Annotated in this window: 16 protein-coding genes; 11 read left to right on the forward strand and 5 right to left on the reverse strand. The window is 42.1% G+C overall.

Annotated features, from left to right (window positions below):
- Positions 1 to 385: 385 nt before the first annotated feature.
- Together RMY32_RS08125 and RMY32_RS08130 are read left to right on the forward strand one after the other, a co-directional pair.
- Positions 386 to 820 carry a CoA-binding protein gene (locus RMY32_RS08125; RefSeq protein ID WP_322709669.1) on the forward strand — a complete coding sequence of 145 codons (435 nt, stop codon included), beginning with the start codon at positions 386 to 388 and terminating at the stop codon, positions 818 to 820.
- A 216-nt stretch (positions 821 to 1,036) separates the two neighbouring features.
- Positions 1,037 to 1,975, forward strand: coding sequence for a phosphoribulokinase (locus RMY32_RS08130; RefSeq protein WP_322709671.1), 939 nt, complete (start codon positions 1,037 to 1,039; stop codon positions 1,973 to 1,975).
- Positions 1,976 to 2,192: 217 nt separating this feature from the next.
- Here RMY32_RS08130 and RMY32_RS08135 read toward each other — a convergent pair whose 3' ends face one another.
- Complete coding sequence (locus tag RMY32_RS08135) at positions 2,193 to 2,768, reverse strand: hypothetical protein (RefSeq protein WP_322709672.1); 576 nt, start codon at positions 2,766 to 2,768, stop codon at positions 2,193 to 2,195.
- A 97-nt stretch (positions 2,769 to 2,865) separates the two neighbouring features.
- On the reverse strand, positions 2,866 to 3,453 hold the full coding sequence (locus tag RMY32_RS08140) for a hypothetical protein (protein WP_322709673.1): 588 nt from the start codon (positions 3,451 to 3,453) through the stop codon (positions 2,866 to 2,868).
- A gap of 164 nt (positions 3,454 to 3,617) precedes the next feature.
- On the opposite strand from RMY32_RS08140, the gene radC reads away from it, so the two are divergent.
- Together radC and RMY32_RS08150 are read left to right on the forward strand one after the other, a co-directional pair.
- On the forward strand, positions 3,618 to 4,349 hold the full coding sequence (gene radC / locus RMY32_RS08145; RefSeq protein WP_322696528.1) for a RadC family protein: 732 nt from the start codon (positions 3,618 to 3,620) through the stop codon (positions 4,347 to 4,349).
- Positions 4,350 to 4,914: 565 nt separating this feature from the next.
- Complete coding sequence (locus RMY32_RS08150) at positions 4,915 to 10,290, forward strand: AAA family ATPase (protein WP_322709674.1); 5,376 nt, start codon at positions 4,915 to 4,917, stop codon at positions 10,288 to 10,290.
- Between the two features lie 267 nt (positions 10,291 to 10,557).
- Here the strand turns inward: RMY32_RS08150 and RMY32_RS08155 are convergent, their stop codons facing one another.
- The 3 genes from RMY32_RS08155 to RMY32_RS08165 form a co-directional block, all read right to left on the reverse strand.
- On the reverse strand, positions 10,558 to 11,349 hold the full coding sequence (locus RMY32_RS08155) for an SDR family oxidoreductase (RefSeq protein WP_322709675.1): 792 nt from the start codon (positions 11,347 to 11,349) through the stop codon (positions 10,558 to 10,560).
- Positions 11,350 to 11,479: 130 nt separating this feature from the next.
- Positions 11,480 to 12,952, reverse strand: a complete 1,473-nt coding sequence (locus RMY32_RS08160; RefSeq protein WP_322709677.1) for a lipase family alpha/beta hydrolase — start codon at positions 12,950 to 12,952, stop codon at positions 11,480 to 11,482.
- Between the two features lie 159 nt (positions 12,953 to 13,111).
- Entirely contained in the window at positions 13,112 to 15,121 is a 2,010-nt protein-coding gene (locus RMY32_RS08165) for a hypothetical protein (protein ID WP_322709678.1), read from the reverse strand.
- A gap of 673 nt (positions 15,122 to 15,794) precedes the next feature.
- Here RMY32_RS08165 and RMY32_RS08170 point away from each other — a divergent pair.
- From RMY32_RS08170 to RMY32_RS08200, 7 genes are all read left to right on the forward strand, one after another.
- On the forward strand, positions 15,795 to 17,189 hold the full coding sequence (locus RMY32_RS08170) for an NADH:flavin oxidoreductase (RefSeq protein WP_322709680.1): 1,395 nt from the start codon (positions 15,795 to 15,797) through the stop codon (positions 17,187 to 17,189).
- 66 nt (positions 17,190 to 17,255) lie between these two features.
- Positions 17,256 to 18,722: a cytochrome c gene (locus RMY32_RS08175; RefSeq protein WP_322709682.1), complete on the forward strand. Its 1,467-nt coding sequence runs from the start codon at positions 17,256 to 17,258 to the stop codon at positions 18,720 to 18,722.
- Positions 18,723 to 18,734: 12 nt separating this feature from the next.
- Positions 18,735 to 19,145 (forward strand): hypothetical protein, encoded by a 411-nt coding sequence (locus RMY32_RS08180; protein ID WP_322709683.1) that lies wholly within the window; start codon positions 18,735 to 18,737, stop codon positions 19,143 to 19,145.
- 88 nt (positions 19,146 to 19,233) lie between these two features.
- Complete coding sequence (locus RMY32_RS08185) at positions 19,234 to 20,667, forward strand: c-type cytochrome (protein WP_322709684.1); 1,434 nt, start codon at positions 19,234 to 19,236, stop codon at positions 20,665 to 20,667.
- Between the two features lie 72 nt (positions 20,668 to 20,739).
- Complete coding sequence (locus RMY32_RS08190; protein WP_322709685.1) at positions 20,740 to 22,380, forward strand: lipoxygenase family protein; 1,641 nt, start codon at positions 20,740 to 20,742, stop codon at positions 22,378 to 22,380.
- A gap of 29 nt (positions 22,381 to 22,409) precedes the next feature.
- Entirely contained in the window at positions 22,410 to 22,715 is a 306-nt protein-coding gene (locus RMY32_RS08195) for a putative quinol monooxygenase (RefSeq protein WP_322709686.1), read from the forward strand.
- A gap of 19 nt (positions 22,716 to 22,734) precedes the next feature.
- Positions 22,735 to 23,787, forward strand: a complete 1,053-nt coding sequence (locus tag RMY32_RS08200; protein WP_322709687.1) for a saccharopine dehydrogenase family protein — start codon at positions 22,735 to 22,737, stop codon at positions 23,785 to 23,787.
- Positions 23,788 to 24,010: the final 223 nt, after the last annotated feature.

Raw genomic sequence — 24,010 nt, forward strand, 5'->3', positions numbered from 1 at the left:
TTTTATAAAGCTGCATAGAATTCGATCCCCCCTAACCCCCCTTAAAAAGGGGGGAACCGGAAAAACATCTATCAAAGTCCCCCTTTTCAAGGGGGATTTAGGGGGATCAAGATATGTGCAACTTCACATTAAATTGGTATAACCTATAGTCTTTTCATTGCAATGGAATTTTGCTTTTTTTATACAGGATGTATGCCACCACGGGCGGATCGCTAATTAAAACGGCTCAGACCATCGCTTAACTAAAATCTCCCCAGAACTCCTATAAGGGCTAACGTGCAAATTGGCCATGTCAGGATGCTCCTCTCCCAGCAGTAAGGCGTAAATTATATTTAAATGCAACTCAGTATGATAAGCAAAGCGATCGCTCAAGATATTTTAAATCATGCCAAACCTTAAAGAAGATGATAACGCTATGCGCGAGGTGTTGACCCAAGCCAAAACTATCGCTATTGTAGGTCACTCTGATAAACGCGATCGCACCAGTTATCAAATCGCCCAATTCTTGCGACAAAAAGGCTATACAGTTTATGCCGTCAACCCGCTAATTAAAGAAATTGACAGTCAACCCAGTTATGCCGCACTCCAGGAATTACCCGAACCTGTGGATATTGTTAACGTATTTCGTCGTTCTGAGTACTTGCCAGAAATTGTAGATGAAGCAATTTCCATCACTGCTAAAACTGTATGGACACAACTGGGTATCTGGCATCAACCATCAGCACAAAAAGCTATAAATGCAGGACTTAATGTGGTTATGGATGCTTGTATCAAAATTGAATATCTGCGGCTGAGAGTAGGTTCAACAGAAAATGTCTAGTTTTTATGCGTACAGATAACTTTAACAATCATTTAGATTGTAATTATTATGCAAAAAGCGTAGTTTACCGCCGTAGGCATCGCCCAAACATTCTATGTATGTGTAGAGATATTGCATACCAAGTGTTTGTTTGAGTTACTAGCTTAAACCCTTCTAGAATAAAAACTATTGTAGGTAATTTTATTACTAAAATTGTTTTTATTGTGGGAGGTTATGATGAGCCGTCCAATAATTCTTGGTATTGTCGGCGACAGCGCGGCTGGTAAAACAACACTAACGCGAGGAATCGCTCAGGTACTTGGCCCAGAAAATGTCACGCTAATTTGTACAGATGATTATCACCGTTACGATCGCCAACAACGTGCAGAAATTGGCATCACTGCTCTCCACCCCGATTGCAATCATTTAGATATTATGCAGCAACATCTGTCGCTGCTACGCACGGGACAACCAATTCTTAAGCCAGTTTACAGCCATAAAACCGGCACATTCGAGCCACCGCAGTATATCAAGCCCAATAAATTCGTAATCATTGAGGGATTACTCGGCTATTCTACCCGTGCTGCTCGTGATTCCTACGACGTGAAAGTTTATCTTGCACCCCCTGAAGAACTACGCACAAAGTGGAAAGTCAAGCGGGATACCCAAAAGCGCGGCTACACAGATGAACAGGTACTAGCAGAATTAGAAAAGCGCGAACCAGATTCAGCAGAGTTTATCCGTCCGCAGCGGCAATGGTCTGATATAGTAATCAGTTTCTACCCACCCACCGGGGAAGATGATGAAACCAATGGACACCTGAATGTCCGTCTGGTACTACGTCCAACAATTCCGCACCCAGATTTTACCCAGATTGTCAACTCTGGCTATGGTAATTCTGACTCAGCGATCCGTCTAGGGTTAGACAGGGATATGAGTAAGCCTGTAGATGTCTTAGAAGTTGATGGTCATGCCACCTTAGACCAGGTGAATAAGCTAGAGCATATTATTTGTTCTGATATGCCCCATTTACGAAGTATTTGCGATCGCGAAAGTAATCCAGAACTGGGTAAAATTGCTGGTACAACCGGAGAAACACTCCAAAGTTACCCTTTGGCTCTGACTCAGTTGATTATTACCTACCACATGCTCAAAGCAACGCAAATTCATCAGTAATTAGCAAAAATGAAGGGGTTTAAATGGTTTGCGATCGCCTGTAGTATTGGGCTATTAAATTATGCGAGCGCACTATTCATTTGTCAAGTTTTAATTGATGGTAAACAAGTTTGTAGTAAGGACTTTAGTCTTTATTTTCTAAGCACTAAAATACTTACTACAAACCCTCAAAACTATCTTGACAAAGTAATATAATTACGATTGTAAACTTAGATGCTCATGATTGTGACTTGACGGGAGCTTGCAACAACTCAATATCTTTAATTTGAAGAATGCCACTACTCTCAAATTGTACGCCTATTTGAACTTTAGCAGCATTCGCTTCTTTTTTAAAATAGGCACGCACTTTATAAGGCGTAAAATTTTCCGTTGGTGAAACTCCTCTACCCCATGAAGTTGTTCTCATTCCGCCCGATTCTTGTGGTCTACCTACACCCAAACTTACTGCAATTGATTTTTCTGTGTTTAGCGCTTTCGCGTTAAAGTGACAAGCAAGAACACACTCTTGGACATCGGGTTCTGCAACTTCAAACAAGATGACTTTTCGCAAAGGATCTGTACTATTAGTTAGAAAGCGCTGAGTATTATTGTCATAAGCTTCAATTTGCCAACTTTCTCCAACAATTGCAATGCCTCCTTTTGTTACTATGGAATCGGCAGATGTGAATCGACGAATCAGCACAAATGGCTCTGCGGGTTCGGGAATAGCGAGTGGTTTTTCTAGCTCCTTAAGGGTTTCCTTAGCTTTAGAGAGAATAAAACTTGTTAGATTGTTGAATAGCTCGTCAAACATAGCGTAGTTTACCCCCTAAATTAGATTCTTTTTAATATTTCCTTTGAAATAGTAGGCTTTTGTCATATTTGGGCGTTCTAGATATTGCTCGTGATTGTTACTTTACAGGCGCTTGCAGCAACTCAATATCTTTAATTTGAAGAATGCCACTACTCTCAAATTGCACACTGATTTGAACTGTGGCAACATCTGCTTCTTTTTTAAAATAGGCACGCGCTTCGTAAGGCTGAAAATCTTCCGTTAGTAAAACTTCTGTTGGCCAGAAATGCCTCCATGTACCCCACTGTCCCGTTCTCCGAAAACCTAAGCTAACTTTAATTGGTTTTTCTGTGCTTAGCGCTTTCGCATAAAATTGACAAGCAAAAACACACTCTTGGACATCGGGTTCTGCAACTTCAAACAAGATCACATTTCGCAAAGGATCTGCACTATTCGTAAAAAAGCTCTGATTATTATCGTCATAAGCTTCAATTTGCCAGCTTTCTTGGACAATTGCAATACATCCTTTTGTCACCGTAGAATCGGCAGGTGTGAATCGACGAATCAGCACAAATGGCTCTGCGGGTTCGGGAACGCCGAAGCGTTTTTGCAGATCGTTACCGACTTCCTGAAGTTTAGCGTCAATAAAACCTTTGAAATTGTTGAATAAATCATCGAACATAGCGTAGTTTACCGCCGTAGGCATCGTTCTAAATCATCTTTTTTTAGTGTTCCCTTTAAAAGTTGTAAATGAAATTACCCATACAAACTTACCAAGGTTAAAGATTTTCTCAAATAAAGATGATTTTGAGAGCAAACGAGGGATAACTAAGGATAGTTCGATGTGTGGTGCTATTTTCTTAGTTTAATATGACCTATTGCCTCAGAATTGCCGACCTACCTACAAATGAGCGTCCGCGTGAGCGATTAATGACGCATGGTGCAAAAATTTTAGCCACAGCCGAGTTAATCGCAATTCTTCTAGGCACTGGTCAAGGGCCGGGAAAACTATCTGCTGTGGGTTTGGGACAATATATCTTGAGCGAATTAGCCAAACACCAACGCGATCCTTTGGTAGTTCTGCGAGAAGTTAGCCCTGCTGAATTGATGCAAATTTCTGGTGTTGGCCCGGCGAAGGCGACAAGTATCTTAGCAGCAATTGAATTGGGTAAACGCGCCTTTCAATCACGTCCCAACGATGGCACATTAATTGATAGCCCACTGGCTGCTGCTGCTACCCTCAGCCAAGATTTAATGTGGCAGGTACAAGAACGTTTTGCAGTGGTGTTATTAGATGTCAAGAATCGCTTGTTGGGTACGCAAGTAATTACCATTGGCACTGCAACCGAAACCCTAGCCTCTCCCCGTGATATTTTTCGAGAAGTTATTCGTCAAGGCGCAACGCGGGTAATAGTTGCCCACAACCATCCTTCTGGGAACCTTGAACCCAGCCAGGAAGATATAGAATTGACGCGTCAGTTGTTAGCAGGGGCGCAGCTTTTGGGCATTCCAGTACTAGATCATCTGATTTTGGGCAATGGCAATCATCAAAGTTTACGGGAACTGACAACCTTGTGGGATGAGCATCCACAGGGGGATTAGTGAAAAAGCAGGGAGGCAGGGCGAACGCATCTTAATTGCTAATAAAAACTAAAAAAGATATCAAAATGTTATGGATAATTGTAAAAAGTAGAAAACGATCGATCAAATAAATCAATAAACTCTCACTAATCTGAACTAAATTATCTCAATTTTCATTACTATCTGTTAATACTAAAAAACTAATTGTTTGGAGTAGTAAAAAGTATATATAGCGATTCCCAGTTAAGTGAGGTACAGATAATATTTTGAAACACAGAAAGACGCAAAGTAAAGCGCAGAGGTACGCAGAAATTTGTACCTCAACAGACTAGGAAATGCTATAAAAAGAATATACAACTATGCATTATGTTTCGGAGCGAATATGTGTTGCCGGATTTTAAAGAATTGGTATAAGTTGTTTTAGTTTTTTATAGTTAATTAATGACATTTTGAGCCAGTAATTTTAGAGCAAACGATCGCAAATTCGATCGTAATTATTAACTTTTGTCTCTAAAAGTTAAAGATAATCTCAAAGCGGGAACGATCTATATACATAAAAAAAGATTTGTAAATAAAAATAAGATTTATGTTGACGATCGCTGGTTATCGCATAAACGAGCTAATTTATTCGAGTTCCAATACCCTAGTACATCGCGCTCTTAGGGAATTAGATCGAAAACCAGTCATTATTAAACTACTGCGACACGACTATCCCAGCTTCAGCGAATTGGTGCAGTTTCGCAATCAGTATGCGATCGCTAAAAATCTCGACATCCCAGGCATTGTCCAACCGCTGAGTCTAGAACCATACCAAAATGGCTATGCTTTGGTAATGAAAGACATCGGTGGCATCTCCCTACGCGATTACATCCAGGCTGCCCCTTTGAGTGTCGAACAATTCTGGCCTATTGCCCTGCAAATTGTAGATATCCTCCACCAGCTATATCAGCAACGGATTATCCACAAAGACATTAAACCAGCTAATATTCTGATTCAACCAGAAACGGGGGAGATTAAGCTGATTGACTTTAGCATTGCCTCCCTGTTACCCCGCGAAACCCAAGAGATTCAAAATCCCAACGTTCTAGAAGGCACACTCGCCTATATCTCACCGGAGCAAACCGGGCGGATGAACCGGGGAATTGACTATCGCAGCGATTTCTATTCCTTGGGAGTTACCTTTTTTGAACTGCTCGCGGGACAGTTACCATTTCCAGTAGACGAGCCAATGGAAATGGTTCATGCCCATATAGCGAAACAACCACCCTCTATCTGCGATCGCAATCCCGATTTGCCCATCATACTCGGTGAAATCATTCGCAAACTGATGGCCAAGAATGCCGAAGACCGCTATCAAAGCGCCCTCGGTCTCAAGCACGATCTGTTGCGATGCCAGGAAGAATATCATCTTGCAGGTAAACTCGCCTGGTTTGATTTAGGCCAACGAGATATCAGCGATCGCTTTTTGATTCCCGAAAAACTCTACGGACGAGAACAAGAAGTTCAAAGCTTGCTCGATGCTTTTGGCCGAGTTGCCAACGGAGCCTCCGAACTGATGCTGGTGGCAGGTTTTTCCGGTATTGGCAAAACCGCCGTCGTCAATGAAGTGCATAAGCCGATTGTGCGTTGGTATGGCTATTTCATCAAAGGTAAATACGACCAGTTCAACCGCAATCTGCCGTTTAGTGCCTTTGTCCAAGCCTTCCGCGACCTGATGGGTCAACTTCTGAGCAGTGATGACGCGCAGTTAGCTGATTGGAAAGCGAAAATCCTGGGGGCAGTGGGTGACAATGGCCAGGTACTTATTGAGGTGATTCCGGAACTCGAACAGATCGTCGGCCAACAACCCCCAGTACCAGAACTCTCCGGTAGTGCTGCTCAGAATCGTTTCAATCTGCTGTTCCAAAAGTTCATCACGGTGTTCACCACAAGGGAGCATCCACTGGTCATTTTCTTGGATGACTTGCAGTGGGCTGATTCAGCTTCGCTAAACTTGCTGAAACTACTGCTGACAGAACGCGATCGCGGTTATTTGTTCGTCATCGGAGCCTATCGGGATAACGAAGTGTTCCCGACTCATCCCTTGATGCTGATGCTCGATGAGGTTAAAAAAGCCCAAACCCAAATCCATACCCTCACCCTACAACCTCTGAGCCAAACCCACGTCAATCAGTTGACGGCAGATACGCTCAGTTGCTCAACTGAACTGGCTCAACCGCTTTCGGAGTTGGTCTATCAAAAAACCAAGGGGAATCCCTTCTTCCTCACCCAATTTCTCAAAGCACTGCATGAGGACGGCTATATTTGGTTTGACTTCCAGACAGGACATTGGCAATGTGACTTGGCAGCGGTGAAGTTACTCGCGCTCACCGATGATGTCGTCGAATTTATGGCACTTCAGTTGCAAAAATTGCCGACTGCCACCCAGACTGCTTTGAAACTGGCGGCTTGCATTGGCGCTCAGTTCGATTTGTCTACCCTGGCGATTGTCAATCAGCGATCGCCCGAAGATACCGCGCTCGATCTCTGGAAAGCCTTGCAAGAAGGCGTAATTCTGCCCATCAGCGATGTCTATAAGTTCTACCAACTATCAGAACTTCACGTGGCAGAAGTCCAACAGCCATTAACCTTTAACTGTTCTTATCGCTTCCTCCACGATCGCGTCCAGCAAGCTGCTTATTCCCTCATCCCTGACGAGCAAAAACAGACGACTCATTACCAAATCGGACAACTTCTGCTGCAACAAGTTTCCCCAGCCGCTAGAGAAGAGCGCATTTTTGAAATCGTCAATCAGTTGAACTATGGAACCACGCTGATTGGAAAACAACAGCAACAGGACGAACTCGCCCAACTCAACCTCACGGCTTGCCGCAAAGCCAGAGCCGCAACCGCCTATCATGCCGCCCGTGAATATGCCACAGTCGGTCTGCAACTGCTGGGAGGGGATGCTTGGCAACGGGAGTACGAAATAACTCTATCCCTGCATGACTTAGCTGCCGAGGTCGCTTTTTTGGCTGGTGCTTTTGAGCAGATGGAGGAGTGGATTGAAGCGGTAATCGATCGTGCAAAAACACCTTTAGAACGAGTGCCAGTCTATCAAGTCAGAATTCAGGCGTTGGTCGCCCGCAATCAATTTGTCGAGGCGATCGCGATCGGTCAATCAGTTTTCCGGATGTTGGGCGTGAACCTACCAGACGAACCAACTCTAGACGACATTCGCCTCCTGAAGCAAGAAATTGATGCTTTAATTGAGGGTCGTTCTATTGAGTCATTCATTCATCTGCCGAAAATGACCGATCCGCAGCAATTAGCAATTATGCAAAATGCAGCGCGGCTGACACCAGTTTGTTACATGTCCGGCACAAAGCTTTATTTCCTAGTCGTGGCGCTCCAGGTCAAATTATCGATTCAATTTGGCAACAGTCCGGTTTCGGCGTTTTGCTACGTGGGTTACGCCTTCCAACTGAGGATGCTGTGGGGCGATATGTCAAAAGTGCCTCAGTTTGGGCAATTAGGATACCAACTCGCCTTAGAACCAGATGCCAAAAACATCCGAGCTGCAACTGCGATGTTAATGGGGGCTTATGTGGGTTCTTGGACGATCCATTTGCAAGACACGCTGCCTATTCTACTGGACGGATATCAAGCCGGGTTGGAAACTGGCAATCTAGAATTTATGGGCTACGATGCCCAGTTATACTGCTTCAATGCGTATTGGTACGGTCAACCCCTAGCTGAACTCGAACCCCAAATTCGTGCTTATTACCAGCAGTTGTTCGACCTCCACCAAGTCACAGCAGCAAACTGTGTATTGGCTTACTGGCAAGCGGCGCAAATTCTTTTAGGTCAGTCAGAACAAGAGATTCCCTTACGCCAGGATGCCTACGAACAGAAAGTTCTGGATGAGGCAAAAGTCGATTTTTACCGACTATCCTTCTTTTACCTTTATCGCTTCACCTTAAATTACTGGCTGCAAGATTTTGCCAAAGCCCAGCACGATGCCGCTCAAACGCGACAGTATTTAGCTGGAGGAATGGGAAGTATCGTTGAACCAATCTTCTATTTTTATGATTCTTTGACCTTGCTGGCTAATCCTGGTGAATCAATGTCCCCATCAGAACCGCGATGGCAGCGAATCGAAGAAAATCAAGCTAAGTTAAAAGATTGGGCAGATTATGGCCCGATGAATTACTTGCACAAATATCATTTAGTAGAAGCGGAAAAATATCGCGTTCTCGATCGCAAAACCGAAGCTATAGAATTTTACGATTTGGCGATCGCGGGTGCCAAAGCCAATGGCTATTCTCAGGAAGCAGCCCTTGGCAATGAACTGGCGGCAAAATTCTATCTGGATTGGAACAAAGAGCGAATCGCCCAAGCTTACTTGATTGACGCTTACTATGGGTATGCTCGCTGGGGGGCGAAAGCCAAACTCGCTGACTTGGAAACTCGCTATCCCCAACTGCTAGCTCCCATCCTCCAAGGGGCGCAGACACCACTCTCTATTGACGAAACCTTATTTTCCACTGCAACTGTCACCTCGACTAGTACTTCCTCCACGAGTCTTTCTGATTCTCTGGATCTGGTTGCCATCCTCAAAGCGTCGCAAACTCTTTCGAGTGAAATCGAGCTTGAGCCGTTAATTGCTACTCTCTTGCTAACGGTAATGCAAACTTCTGGTGCGACGCAGTGTGCTTTGATGTTGAGTGAAGGGCAAAATCTCACAGTTCAGGCTAGGGCAGAACTTACGGCATCGCGCCAAATCGAAACGCAGATTCTGTATCCAACCCAGTCGCTTGTCGATAGTGGTATAGTGCCCATCAGTCTGGTAACAAAAGTCAAACGCAGCTTGCAACCTGCTGTGATTAGCAACGCTGCACAAGAGCCGCTATTGCTCGGCGATGCGTATATCCAAAACCAACAGCCCAAGAGTTTGCTGTGCAGCCCGATTCTGCAACAGGGTAAGTTGCTGGGCATAGTCTATCTAGAAAATAACCTGGCAACGGGAGCCTTTACCCGCGATCGCGTTGAGGTGCTGAATCTGCTGTGCGCCCAAGCTGCGATTTCACTGGAAAATGCTCGTCTCTATCAGCAAGCCCAAGCATATACTCAACAGCTCCAAGAATCTCAGCTTCAGATTGTGCAAAGCGAAAAAATGGCGACTTTGGGTAACTTGGTGGCAGGGGTGGCTCACGAAATTAATAATCCCGTCGGCTTCCTCAACGGCAGTATTAACAATGCCAAAGATTATGTCCTAGACCTATGTGAGTATTTAGATACCTATCACCAGCACCAGCCACCTACGGGTGCGGTGGCCGAATTAGCCCAAGAACTTGACCTGGAGTTTATGTTGGAGGATTTACCCAAGTTAATTGACTCGATGAAAGGCGCAACCGATCGCATTAAAGGCATCAGTACCAGCTTGCGTACCTTCTCTCGTGCCGATACAGAACACAAAGTTAAAGTCAACTTGCACGAAGGGTTAGATAGTACGCTGTTGATTCTCAAATATCGGCTTAAAGCCAATGAAAATCGGCCTGCCATTAAAGTTATCCGCAACTACGGTAATATCCCTGAAATTGATTGCTTCCCCGGTCAGCTTAACCAGGTGTTTATGAACATTCTGGCTAATGCGATTGATATGTTCGATGAAATAGCACAGCAAACAAGCTTTGAAGAGTTAGAAAATCATCCCCAACAAATCGCGATTCACACTGCATTATTATCCGAACAAAATGCGGTTGAAATTCGTATTTCTGACAACGGTAAAGGCATGAATGAATCAGTTAAATCTAAGATTTTTGAGCGTTTGTTTACCACTAAAGAGGTTGGTAAAGGAACGGGGTTAGGTTTAACGATCGCCCATCAGATTGTCGTCGAGAAACATGATGGTCGGCTGGAAGTTCAGTCCCAATTGGGACAAAGCTCTGACTTTTCCATCTCACTCCCAGTTCGGGGTTAAATCAACCATCGCTGCGGCACAGTACAACAACTATGTTGCAGCCGACAGATTATACCATTTGGCTAAAATAAAGTGAGTTCGACAGACCTCTCCCTCCCAGCCTCCCTCTCCTAAAAGGCGAACGCGAGTGCGTCTCCCCTTGGGAGAGGGAGGAGTAACGAGAAAACAAAAGTTTTTGTTCCCCTCTCTTGGTAGGAGAGGGGCTGGGGGAGAGGTCAAAATAGTACTCGTCGAACTCACGTTTAATTATTTACGCCGACCCACTTATTACTTGCTTTCCTGCATATTTCTAACTAGTTTAGTCACTAGCTTTCTGGGAGTAAATCTTACAGATTCAGCGAGTAGCTTATTTTTAATTCCAGGAACGACAACAGTTTTGTTTTCAAATAGACCACGATAACCAATTTCGGCTACTGTTTCCGCAGTCATAATTTTTTGACCGCTTACCAACTTTGAGTCTTCCATTGCGGCTCTTTGTTGAAAACCAGATTCGGTAGGCCCTGGACAAAGCGCCGTTACAGAAACGCCTGTACCTTCTAATTCATTTGCGATCGCTTCTGAAAATGACAATACATAAGCTTTACTAGCGTAGTATACTGCCATCAGCGGCCCCGGTTGAAAAGCAGCTGTGGAAGCCAGGTTTAATATTTTTCCAGACCTCCGTTTAACCATACCTTTGAGAAATAACTTGGTTAAATGTGTCAGACATAAAACATTAACCTGTAGCAATTGCATTTCAGCATTCAGGTCAATTTCGTTAAATAATCCGTAGGTAGCAAATCCAGCATTGTTCACCAGCACATCAACATTAATCGATGCTTGTTCTAGCTCAGTGAAAATTTCTTCTGGGGCTGATGGGTTAGATAAATCCTTGGAAATAACTTTGACATCAATGCCAAATTTCTTTTTAAATTCATCGGCAATTTTATTCAGCTTTTCCAGGCTTCTAGCTACCAACACAAGATTGTAACCATCCTGAGCAAATAATTTCACAAATTCATAACCAATGCCACCAGATGCACCAGTAATAAGAGCCGTTTGTTTGCGATTAGTCTGCATAATTTTTCCTTTTGTTATTTGTTATTTGTTATTTGTTATTTGTCATTTGTCATTTGTCATTTGTCATTTGTCATTCTCCCCTGCTCTCCTGCTCCCCTGCTCCCCTGCTCCTCTGCTCCCTCTGCCTCCTTCATTGCCATTGGGAAATTTCCAAGCGAACTGCTGCATTTGTTCCTAAGACTTTTTGACCGCGTTCAGGTAAAGCAACATACGCAACATATACATCTGGACTAGATTCTGAAGTTGGATTTAATTTTGTTACTGGCTCTTTTTCTTCAGAATTCCAACTGTATTTAGCCTCATAAGTGCTATTTGATTCGGCAACATCAGTAATTAGATAGTCAGACCACAAAGGTACTTGGTCGAGATGATGGTCGCGTAACCAATTCGTCTCTTGTTTTGTAAAGGAATGCAGTGCTAAACGCAGGGCATATCTACAGGTATTATCATCATTGACTGAGTTTCTGGGGATTAAGAAAGCTGTAAATAGCGGAATAGGTTTATCTGTTCGGGTTAACTCTTGTGTAATTGGGCAATAATGATCGATCGCTTGCTCATATATTGGAATAGGAAGACCACGCAAAGCCACTCTAGTTTCCAGTTGATAAAAGTTCTTGTCCAGGTCTTGTAACTCAACATTGCTCAAAGAGAGTTTCACCTGGATATCACCAAACAAAAATCGTTGCAGGTTTTGATAACCTTCTTCGGAGTTCAATATGCCATAAGGGCCACCATGAGAGCGATGAACATAAGCACGATGAGATCCAAGGATATAAGCTTTCTCAATCTGAACTAGACCATCACTTTTCACCCCAACAAGATTGCGTGAAAGACCAAAAGCTTCTTCATAATCATGTGCATTCGTGCCGATTAGAGAAAAAACGCGGCTTGGCGAAAATGCATTATCTATACTTTGTAATTGTTGTAGCTGAAAGTTATCGGGTAACTCAGCCGTTGACTTAATATTAGGTGTTAAATACTGGTACATCCTCTGGGGGCCAAAGTCATCAGAATTATTCAATTGAAACCTGTCCCTGAGATTTTCAATTAAGCCACCCCCGACCTCAAAATAAATACCGCCATGAGGTGTAGCGTAGGTAAAGAATTTGTCAATATGATCGACAGCTTGCTCGCCTTGTTCTGGATAAATCTTTTCAATCAAGCTGCGACAAACAAGACCTCCCATCGAGTGGGCAACCAGATAAATTTTATCAGCACCCGTCGTTTTTTTGACATTCTGGATCAAGTCTCTTAAACCCTGAGCTATTTGCTCCATCTCTTGTCGGACTACACTTGAGGAGCCAAAGCTAGGTGTAGATATATCATAAAATCGATAGATCCAAATAGTTTGATGAAGTCGATCGGACAATCTTTTAATTTGATTGCTCACATTCTGATTGTCAACAATCGGTTGATAACCATGATCGGTCATTAGCCGCAGCAATGGACTCTCGAAAAAAAACTTCTGAGGATTTTCCTTCTCATCTACTCGAATATGAGTTGAACCACTATTGAATCCATAAAATGGATCGTTGACTGTTTGCTCAACGTCTTTTTGTGTACCTGCATATCCACGAACGAAGACGATTGGTAAATACGCCATATATATCCTTGCTATTTAATCAATATTTTTTCTCGTTCCCAGATTTAACCTGGAAACGAGTGCAGAATATCAAGACAAGTTGTCTGAGTACAAACATTTTATTAATTCGTAGCGAATTCTCTGCGTTTAAAACACTACGATATTACACGGGAGCTGTACTTAGAAAGTTTTCACGAACTCAATTAGGGCTTTCTTGTCTTCATCTGGGAGATTTGAGCCAAAATAATGACCTTCATCTTCTACAAAGTCAGGAGATTTGTTGGCTCTTAAAAGTACACGTGCCAATTTACCCTTAATTCCACCCTCCGGTTTCAAGTCTTGAAAAAGGTTGCCGAGATTGAGAGATGTAATCGCCTCTCTCATATTGATGCTTGCCAGCAAATTCACAGGTGTACCTTTAGGAACAGGAAGTTTAAATCTCGGATTCGGATCTCCTGGGGGAAGCTCTAATTTAGTATCTTGAGATGTCCTGCTGATAATTCCCTCACGCTTTTCAGGCCACAGCAGCTTTTCCATCGCATCCGTATAGGCTTCTACACGTCCTTTTACTGAAGGATCTTCGTTGTAAAGTCCTAGTGTATTGTTGTGCAGAAGTGGTGCTGTTGCCCAAATACTAACTAGTGAAGGTGTACGGTAATATCCCAAACCGCCATCAGGTATCTTAAATTCGATGGGTTTTTTCTCATCAAAGGGGTTGTACAGCGTCAAAGTACCTGGTGATGGCAGTTCTTTGAACGTCTTCGATGAGAACTGATCCCAAATATGCCCCTTAGCGGCATTTGTCCCTAGCGATCGCGCCGCATTAGTCCCAATTAAAGTAACTGGATAACGCTGGTCATCAGACAAGAAGTTGTGGTCGAGGAAATTACTACTGAGTACAGACTCTTCGTACCATTTTTGAGCCTGTTCGGGGTCAGCTGCAATTTCAGCAGGTGGCTTTTTGCTGGAATGGCAACTAGCACAAGTGCTAGCAAAAACCAGCTTCCCACGTTTGAGAACTTCTTCATCTTTAGTCAAGAACTTTTCACCATCTGGTGCATCTTTCAGGTGCATCGGCTGGATGGTTTTTAAGAATGCTTCGGCATCAGCCATACGTGCTTCTGTCTGTCTCCAGCCTTCGCACTCCTTCCGCGCCTTTTCGATATCAAAAGGTTTTTGGGGAGTTCTGCCTAATAAAGGCTCATGAAGACTTGTCCAGTAATCGCCGCACATCCCAATGTTGACGTAGACGCGTAGTGAGGCATTTGCCACTCCTGTAGAGTCCGCACCATCCTTGAGAATATGATTAACATCTTTGGTTGAACCATCGTTCATTACCTCTGGATATTTGGGGCGATCGCCTAAATTAAAAATGGCATTAATCGCATTCGGATTATTGATATGATCGGTGGCAATCCGAGAAGTATCAGAGGTACCAGGTTTTTGAGAATCAAGTACTTGCTTAATAAAACTATTATTCGCAACGCTGCTTCCAAATAATTTGTTTTCCTTAATGTACTGATTACCCAATGCTGGTACCAGGTTTTCCCATCTTGGATGTTCCTTGTCTTTGGGTGGATTGAGAGGATCTAATGCTACGTGACAGATGGCACAGGACTGGCCAATTACGTATGGAGGCTCAATTTGTGAAGTTTTGGCATATTCAACAGGGTTCCATTTTGTCGAATCGAAGTTGGGGTTTTGAAACTTACGCAACCCAATAACGCCAGTTGAGAGCGGATCTTTACACTCATCTAGCCACAAACCATATTTATCTGGCGCTGTCGCCTTTTCACATCCAGGATCGTTAATTGCGCCATAACGTTGCAATCGCTCGTCATGCACGCGCGAGTCAATCAGCTTTAATAGGTCAACACCACCACGCGTTCGCTTCGCTAAATCGCGATAGTACTTAGAATTACCGCCAGTCCATAAATACCAAGTGCAACGACCCCGTTTCTCGGCATCTGTCAAATTCTCCTTTGTGTACTCTGGGAGATAACCGATACCCTCGCAGTTATCAGGGTACTCAGATACACCCGTATCCGAATACTCGGTATTTATGGACGTAGGTATTTCTCTATACTCATCAGCTAGAGCTGTAGGCGTTCCATAAAAGCCGCAGACTATAAACACAGTCACGAATAGGAGGAGCAGACAGCCCTTAAAAATTAGACTTGTCTTTTTCATAAAACTCTCTGTTTATAAGACCTAAACCTTTTCCACTGCACCTCACGTTTGCAGAGGTACATTAATGCTTCATCACTAATTTCCCATTTTCCAGATTTAGTCTGAGGATATTTTGATGATTAATGTACCTTACTGAGGTTCGTTATATATGAAGTTACTACACAAATTTGCAAAACGTCATTAATAAACTTTTATACATTTCTAAATCAAAAATTTAAAAATTTGTAAATTTACAATGGTCTTCAATAACCAATTTGCTATGGTTATATCGATTTCCTACCTACTTGGTTAGGTTTGTAACAAATTGTGAGCAGCTCCTTTTAGCGACTTTTAAGGTTGCCTTAACTTTTTAAGAAAAATAAAAGACGGAAATTTTCACTTTTTTTAAGAATTGCTCTGTAAATACCGTAGGTTTACAAATTGCAAAAGTCTTTATATAACTGTAAAAACCAATAAGGATAAATATCCATGCTGAAACTGGTTAAGTAAATTTAAGTAACAAAAACTTAATACTTAGCGCTCCTATCCGAAAACCTCCACTGTAGATTTGTAGACATAAAAACTGCTCTCCCAGAGACCTAAAAAAATAGTTCTCTGGCGAGACTGTTAGTGCTACGAATAATTTTGACACCTAATTTTATTGCCGAAACAATAGATAAAGACAGAGAAACACATGGAAAACGATATTATATTTGAGCCATTGAGATTCCGTAATCTCACAGTCAAAAATCGGATATTTCGCTCTAGTATTTCTGGCAGATGGGATAACTATGATGGTTCAGGTACTCAAGCCCGAATCAACTGGGAAGAAAAGTTTGCTCGTGGTGGTGTAGGAGCGATTATTAGTTCCTTTGTCCCAGTCGCCATCCGGGGACGAATTATGCCCAATTACGCCACCATTAACTGTGATGAGCGCATTCCTTTTTGGCGAAAAGTAGGAGAAAGAGTCCACGAATATGACTGTAAATTTATTTTGCAATTAAGTCATTCGGGGCGACAGCAAGATATTGGTGGTGTAGAAAACTTAGGAAAAAAAGCCTTAAGTTCCACTAGCCAAACTGAGCCATTCCACGGCTTTTTATGTCAAGCGATGACAATAACAGAGATTAAAGAAACAATCCAATACTTCGCCGATGGTGCTAGACGTGCCCGTGAAGCAGGTTTGGACGGAGTAGAATTGCACAGTGCTAATGGATATCTTTTTAATCAATTTCTCAGTTCTGGAATTAACGACCGTCAAGATGAATATGGTGGTTCATTAGAGAATCGAGCGCGGTTTTTGCTAGATGTAATTAGAGCAATCCGCAAAGAAGTAGGCAACGATTTTCATCTGCAATTCAAAATTAGTGCCGTTGACTATAACAACGCCGTCACCTTTTGGGAAAAACCAGGTAATACCATAGAAGATTCTATCCAAGTTTGTCAATGGGCAGAAGAAGCTGGGGCTGATGCCGTCCATGTGTCAACTGGTAGCTTATTTCCTCACCCACTTAATCCCATTGGTGATTTTAATTTTGATGTCATTACTAGAACTTATGATGCGATGTTGTCAAGTGGTATCGAAACCACACGCAACTACATTTTATTTCGCAAAGCATTTTTGCATCCAATTTTCAATTTTTTATGGAATCGTGTGAAAAAGCAATTGCCTCCTCAAGCATTTAGCGGTGATGATGTAAAAGACCCTAAAATCAAACAACTACTAATAGAGAACCAAGGCAGAAACTTACTAGATTCCAGAGAAATTAAAAAGCACGTTAATATTCCTGTATTATGTACAGGTGGTTTACAGCAAGCTTCTTATATTCGTCAGGCAATTGACGAGCATTATTGCGATGGAGTGACAATGGCTCGTACCCTAATTGCTAATAATGACCTAGTTAAATCTTTTCAAGCAGGTAAAGACCTGGCAGATAAACCCTGTACTTATTGCAATAAATGTCTGCTGAATGTCATTGAAAATCCCTTGGGTTGTTACGAGCAAGATCGCTTCAATAGCTATGAAGAGATGATGGAAGAAGTAATGTCAGTCTTTCATGAAACTCAGTTTGCAAATTTATCTAGATAAAAAAGCGATGCGGATCGCATCGACAATTTCGCTTAAAAATAATCTCGACAACATGGGGAGTGTTTCATGACTGAACAAACAAACCCTACCCTACTTCCAACCTCAATCAAAGGAATCTTCCAACGAATTTGGGTTGTAATTGTAGGTATTGTAGCAGTAGCAGCATTTTTCCTTTGGCCTATTTTGTCTAACTCTCCAGTGGATTATGCTGATATTGAAAACCACTTTAAATATGGTTCAATCGGCAGCGAACCGGTCAATGGCATCCCTTACTGGATTTGGAAAGTTTTACCAGAATTATTCCCAGATAAATTACCTGGAAAAGGTTATACTTCTTTGGGATTTATCAAAGAACCTGAGAAAAATTTACCTATAGGTTTTTCGCAACGGCGAGTCTTTATCGATAGAGTTAGCTTGAATTGTGCTGTATGTCATACAGGAACGCTGCGAAATACTCCCAATAGCGAACATCAAGTCATCACGGCAATGCCTGCAAATGTAGTTAATTTGCAGGGATATATCAAATTCTTGTCAGCAGTTGGTATAGATGAACGCTTTACTGCTAACCGGATGTTGCCAGAAATTGAAAAAATCAGTGGTGGTATTAATCCCATTGAAAAATTACTTTATCGCTTCATTGCAATTCCTCAAACCAGAGATGCACTAATTAATCAGGCATCTCGACTTAAGTTCGTTGAAAAACAACCAGATTGGGGCCCAGGAAGAGTAGATACTTTTAATCCTTATAAAGCAATTCAATTTCATTTCCCAATGGATAAGTTGCGTGAGGATGAACTGATTGGTACTTCTGATTTCCCTTCCGTTTGGAATCAAAAACCCCGTGAGGGATTGCAGTTACATTGGGATGGTAATAACACTTCCGTTGATGAACGAAATAAAAGTGCAGCTTTAGGCGCTGGAGTCACACCCACAACGATTGATTTGCCTCGAATTCAGAGAGTTGCTGATTGGCTTTGGGAACTACCACCACCAAAATATCCCTACGAAGTTAACAAAACTATAGCAGCGAAGGGAGAACAGCTTTTTGAAAGCAATTGTGCTAGTTGTCACGCTTTTGGTGGTGCATATACAGGCAAAGTTGTCCCAATTCAAGAAATTGGTACAGACCCTCATCGTCTTGACTCATATACCTACAAAACGATGTCTAACCAAAATACTCTGTATACAGGGTATCCGTGGCGCTTTAAGAATTTCCGTAAGACTAATGGCTATGCAAATATGCCCCTTGATGGTGTTTGGTTACGCGGCCCTTATCTGCACAATGGCTCAGTCCCCACCTTACGGGATTTACTAGAAACACCAGAAAATAGACCTAAAGAATTCTATCGTGGCTACGATGTCATTGACAGAGCAAAAGTTGGTTTTGTATCTGATGTCGGTGTAGAAAACGGTAAGCAATACTTTAAGTTCGATACCACAAAATCTGGAAATAGTAACAGTGGTCATTTATATGGTACCGATCTTCCTACAGAAGATAAAAATGCCCTAGTTGAGTACATGAAAAAGCTTTAAAAGGAGAAAAAAATGAATAATTACGCTAAATGGTTTAGTCGCGTTACTTGGCTTGGCATTATTGCTAATATGCTTTTTGTCATTCCCTCTTGCTTCTTTCCAGAATTAATGCTGACGTTCCTTCAAATGCATATACCAGAGCCAATTATTTGGGTTCGCGCTGCGGGAATGCTGTTGTTTATTATTAGTGCATTTTATATTCCTGGAGCGCTTGACCCGTACCGATATCAGGCAACTGCTTGGATATCAATATTTCCTTCAAGAGCTTTTGGATCGACATTTTTCATTTGTGCAGTGCTTTTCTTTGGGCAAGATAAAGGATTTTTATCCATTGCCTTTGTAGACCTGTTTTTCGGATTAGCGGAACTAATTCTTCTGACCCTAGCAATGCGTAGCAAAATGCAATCGCTGCAATTTCAGTGAAGCAATTCTCCTAATTTTATCCCTAGTCTAGTGTAGATATATTTCTACACTACAAACAGATTCTTCTGCAAAGGAGCAAAAGAGTGCCATGACAATACTCAAAAATAAAATAGGTAGGGTAATCACAAGCATCGTTTTAATTGTGGTTCTTTTAGCTGGTGTAGTTGGGTATGTGGGATGGTACAACCTTTTTCGAGAGGTTCCCACATATTATGAATCGTCTGAAGAACACTTTAAATATGGTTCTATTGGCACAGAAGAAGCGCAAGGTGTTCCCTATTGGATTTGGCTGGTACTACCACGAATATTCCCTGATAAATTACCAGGGCCAGGTGGTTATACTTCCTTGGGAATCACATGGGAAGAGGGTAAAGAAATGCCAGTTGGGTTTACGAAAAAAACCATTGGCTTCCCTCGTGTCGGTATAACTTGCGCTGTTTGCCATACTGCTACCTATAGAAAAACAGAGAAAGATAAACCCACAATTGTGGCTGCGGCTCCTGCTAATAAATTTGATTCACAAGGCTATTTACGATTTTTGAGTGCAACTGCTGGCGATCCTAGATTTACAGCAGATTATATCCTTGACGAAATCAAATATAATTACAACCTTTCCTGGTTAGAAAATTTACTTTATCGCTATCTGCTAATTCCTCAAACTAAGAAAGCACTGCTGCAACAAAAAGAAGACTATAGTTGGACAGATTCCCGTCCTAACTGGGGGCCTGGTCGAATCGATCCTTTTAATCCAGTTAAATTCAATACTTTAAAGTTGCCTAAAGATAACACTATTGGCAACTCTGATATGATGCCTCTTTGGAATCAAAAGATGCACAAAGGGTTTGCACTCCATTGGGATGGCTTAGAAACTTCACTAATAGAAACTGTTCAAACTGGAGCAATTGGTGATGGTGCTACCAAAAAATCACTTCCTGTAGCCGATTTACAACAAGTAGAAGATTTTATTCAAGAACTACCACCTCCTAAATATCCATTTGCTATTGATGAGCAAGTGGCTGCAAAAGGAAGTCAAATTTTCGCTAATACTTGTGCATCTTGTCACGCTTTTGGTGGGGAAAGAACGGGTACTGTTATTCCTGTGGAAGAAGTGGGAACTGACCGCCATCGGTTAGATATGTGGACGCAAGAAGGAGCAGATACTTACAATCATTTTGGTGATGGCTATTCTTGGGACTTCAAAAACTTACGTAAAACTAATGGGTATGTATCCGTTTCCCTAGATGGATTATGGTTAAGAGCGCCATATTTACATAATGGTTCAGTCCCATCTCTACAAGATTTGTTCGAGAAACCAGAGAATCGTCCTCAAGTTTTCTATCGGGGATATGATGTCTACGATCCGAAAAAAGTTGGTTTTATTACTGAGGGAAATGAAGCCAAAGCTATAGGTTTTAAATACGATACCAAGGTAACTGCTAATTCAAATCAGGGACATATTTATGGCACTGATTTATCTGATGAGAATAAAAAAGCTTTGATTGAGTATCTGAAAACTCTGTAATGAAGTTTGTTTGCTAAATCCTGACGTTAATCATTTACTAGCAACCGCTCAAAAATAGAATTGGAGATCATCGTGAAACCATATTTACCACAAAAAGATCCTGATGTGAATGTCCGAATCAATTGGCTAGATAAAAATCGAGAAGAGTACAAATTTAATTACGATTATCTAGCTCCCCTACCAGTCATTGATAAAGTTCCTCATAAGGAAATATTCTCGGCGGAATATACTGCTAAACGTTTGGCAAGTATGGCAACTCTTGCGCCAAATATGCTAGCTGCCAAAGCCAGAAACTTCTTAGACCCACTAGATGAATTGGAAGAATATGAAGAACTTTTGTCACTCCTACCAAAACCCGATGTCATAAAAAATTACAAAACAGACTCTTGTTTTGCGGAACAACGACTCTCTGGAGCGAACCCATTAGCTATCCAAAAAATTGATGTATTACCTGAGAATTTTGCTGTCACAGATGCACATTTTCAGAAGGTTGCAGGTACAGAATTTACTTTGGAAAAGGCACTTAAGGAAGGCAAGCTGTATTTCTTAGATTATCCTTTGTTATCTGATATTAAAGGTGGTATCTATGAGAATGTTAAAAAGTACCTTCCCAAACCACAAGCTCTATTTTACTGGCAAAGTAATGATAGTCCTAATGGTGGTTCTCTAGTACCTGTTGCGATTCAGATTAATCATGACTCTGGTGCAAAAAGCGTAATTTATACACCAGATGACCCCCATTTAGATTGGTTTTTGGCAAAAACCTGCGTTCAAATTGCTGATGGCAACCATCAAGAATTGGGTAGTCATTTCGCCTATACCCATGCAGTTATGGCTCCGTTCGCGATTGTCACTGCGCGGCAACTAGCAGAAAATCATCCCATCGCTTTACTGTTAAAACCCCACTTTCGTTTCATGCTATTTGATAACGATTTGGGACGCACTCAGTTTTTACAGCCTGGAGGCCCGGTTGATGAGTTTATGGCAGGTTCATTGACGGAGTCTCTTGGATTTGTAGCGAAGGTTTATGAAGAATGGAGTGTGGAAAAATTTACCTTCCCTCGGTTAATAAAAAGTCGCCAAACGGATGATCCAGAAATTTTACCGCACTTTCCTTTCCGGGATGATGGCATATTAATTTGGAATGCCGTCGAAAAGTTTGTGGCTGAATACTTGCAACTTTATTACCAAACTTCACAAGATATCAGTGACGACTATGAATTGCAAAATTGGGCTAGAGAATTAGTAGCTCAAGATGGTGGTAGAGTCAAGGGAATGCCAGCCAAGATTGAGACTCTAGAACAACTGATTGAAATCATCAGTGTGGTAGTATTCACTTGCGCTCCTCTACACTCTGCTTTGAATTTTTCTCAGTACGAATATATGGCTTTTGTACCCAATATGCCTTATGCAGCCTACCACCCAATTCCAGAAACTAAGGGCGTGGACTTGGAAACTATCATGAAGATACTTCCTCCCTTTAAACAAGCTGCCGATCAGGTGATGTGGACTGAGATTTTAACATCGTACCACTATGATAAATTGGGTTTTTATGATGAGGAGTTTGCCGATCCCTTGGCGCAGGAAATTGTGGTGCAATTTCAACAGAACTTGCATGAAATAGAACGGCAAATAGATATTAGAAATCAAACTCGTCCCATACCTTACAACTACTTCAAGCCTTCGGAAATTATTAATAGCATTAATACTTGAATTAGTTTTACTAAAAAAGAGGAATCACAATGTCAAATCAAAAAGTAACCGTCACCGCTCGACTAAAAGTGAAGCCAGGTTTGGAAGAAAATTTTAAGCAGGAATTTCAACCTGTAATAGCTCTCACTCTTGCAGAAGAAGGTTGTATTAATTACGATTTACATCAATCTGTTGAAGAGCCATCTTTGTTTCTATTGCATGAAAACTGGGTCAGCCAGGAAATTTTAGCTCAACATCTACAGCAGCCGTATATTAAAGCTTTGAACGAAAAATCAGGACAATTTTTGGTTGAACCACCTGAAGTCAGGTTATGGCAGCAGATTGCGAACAATTAATTCCTAGCTGGTGATAAGAATGACATCAAGGGTGTTATTGTATGGTGCAACTGGCTATGCTGGAAAACTCATTGCTGAATCTGCTAAAAATAACGGACTGGAATTAATTTTAGCTGGACGCAATCAAAGTTCACTAGCAGCTGTAGCCAATGAATTAAGTTTGGACTTTCGGGTTTTTGGCTTAGACGATCCGCAGGCGATCGCTCGCTCTCTTGAGGATATAATTGCTGTCATCAACTGCTCTGGGCCTTTCTCCAAAACCTCAAAGCCACTTGTCGATGCCTGCCTCCAAACTAAAACTCATTATTTAGACATCGCTGGCGAAGTACCTGAATTTCAGGCGCTACAAGCACGAGATACTGAGGCTAAAAGTGCAGGGATAATGCTTCTCCCTGGTGTGGGATTTGGGGTTGTCCCTACTGATTGTGTAGCTGCTTATCTCAAACAGAAGTTAGCAGCTGCAACGCGACTGATTTTAATCTATGAAACAGTGGGCGGTGTATCTCAGGGAACTGCAAATACAGTACTGCCAACTTTACATCATATCGGGGTAGTCCGAAAAGCAGGTAAGCTCATTCCATCTCGCCCAGCATCGAAAAGACGTAAAGTTGATTTTGGTTATGGGCCCGAGACAGCAGTAACAAACCCTTGGCGTGCTGATATTATCACTGCGTTTCAGACTACGGGTATTCCTAATATTGAGGTTTATACCGTATTTCCTAATCCTGTGGGCTTCCTGATGGAGTCGAGCCAGTATTTGGGAGGGTTATTTAACTCGTCTCTATTCCAAAGTGCTTTAGCAAGTCTAATTAAAACTCTACCCACTGGGCCAACGGCGGCAGAACGAGCCAAAGGGCAAGCTCGAGTAATTGGTATTGCTGAGGATGAAACTGGTCAACAAGTAACTGCAAAACTCTTAGGGCCGGAAGCATACGATTTTACGGCATTGGCGGCTGTAGCAGTTATCAAACGGGTGATTCAAGGCGAAGTTAAGGTAGGATTCCAGACTCCTGCATCTGTATATGGGGCAGATTTTGTCCTTGAAATTCCGGGAGTTACTGGGTTCGAGTAAGGATATAAAAGAAAGCTGGGTTTTTTAGGCTTGATACCGAAAAAACCCAGCTTTTTTTTGCAGACTTAACAAATAAGCCCTTATTAAGTAGGTAGGTGGAATTAATTATAAGATAGAAAAACTGCTAAATTAGCTTGTTATGCCTGCCCCATTACGCATCATTCTGACCCCAGAGGAAGACAGAACCTTAACGGAACTGCGACTTGCTCAGTGGCTTCCTCAA

This window comes from Nostoc sp. ChiSLP03a (assembly GCF_034531215.2).
Classification (GTDB): Bacteria; Cyanobacteriota; Cyanobacteriia; order Cyanobacteriales; family Nostocaceae; genus Nostoc.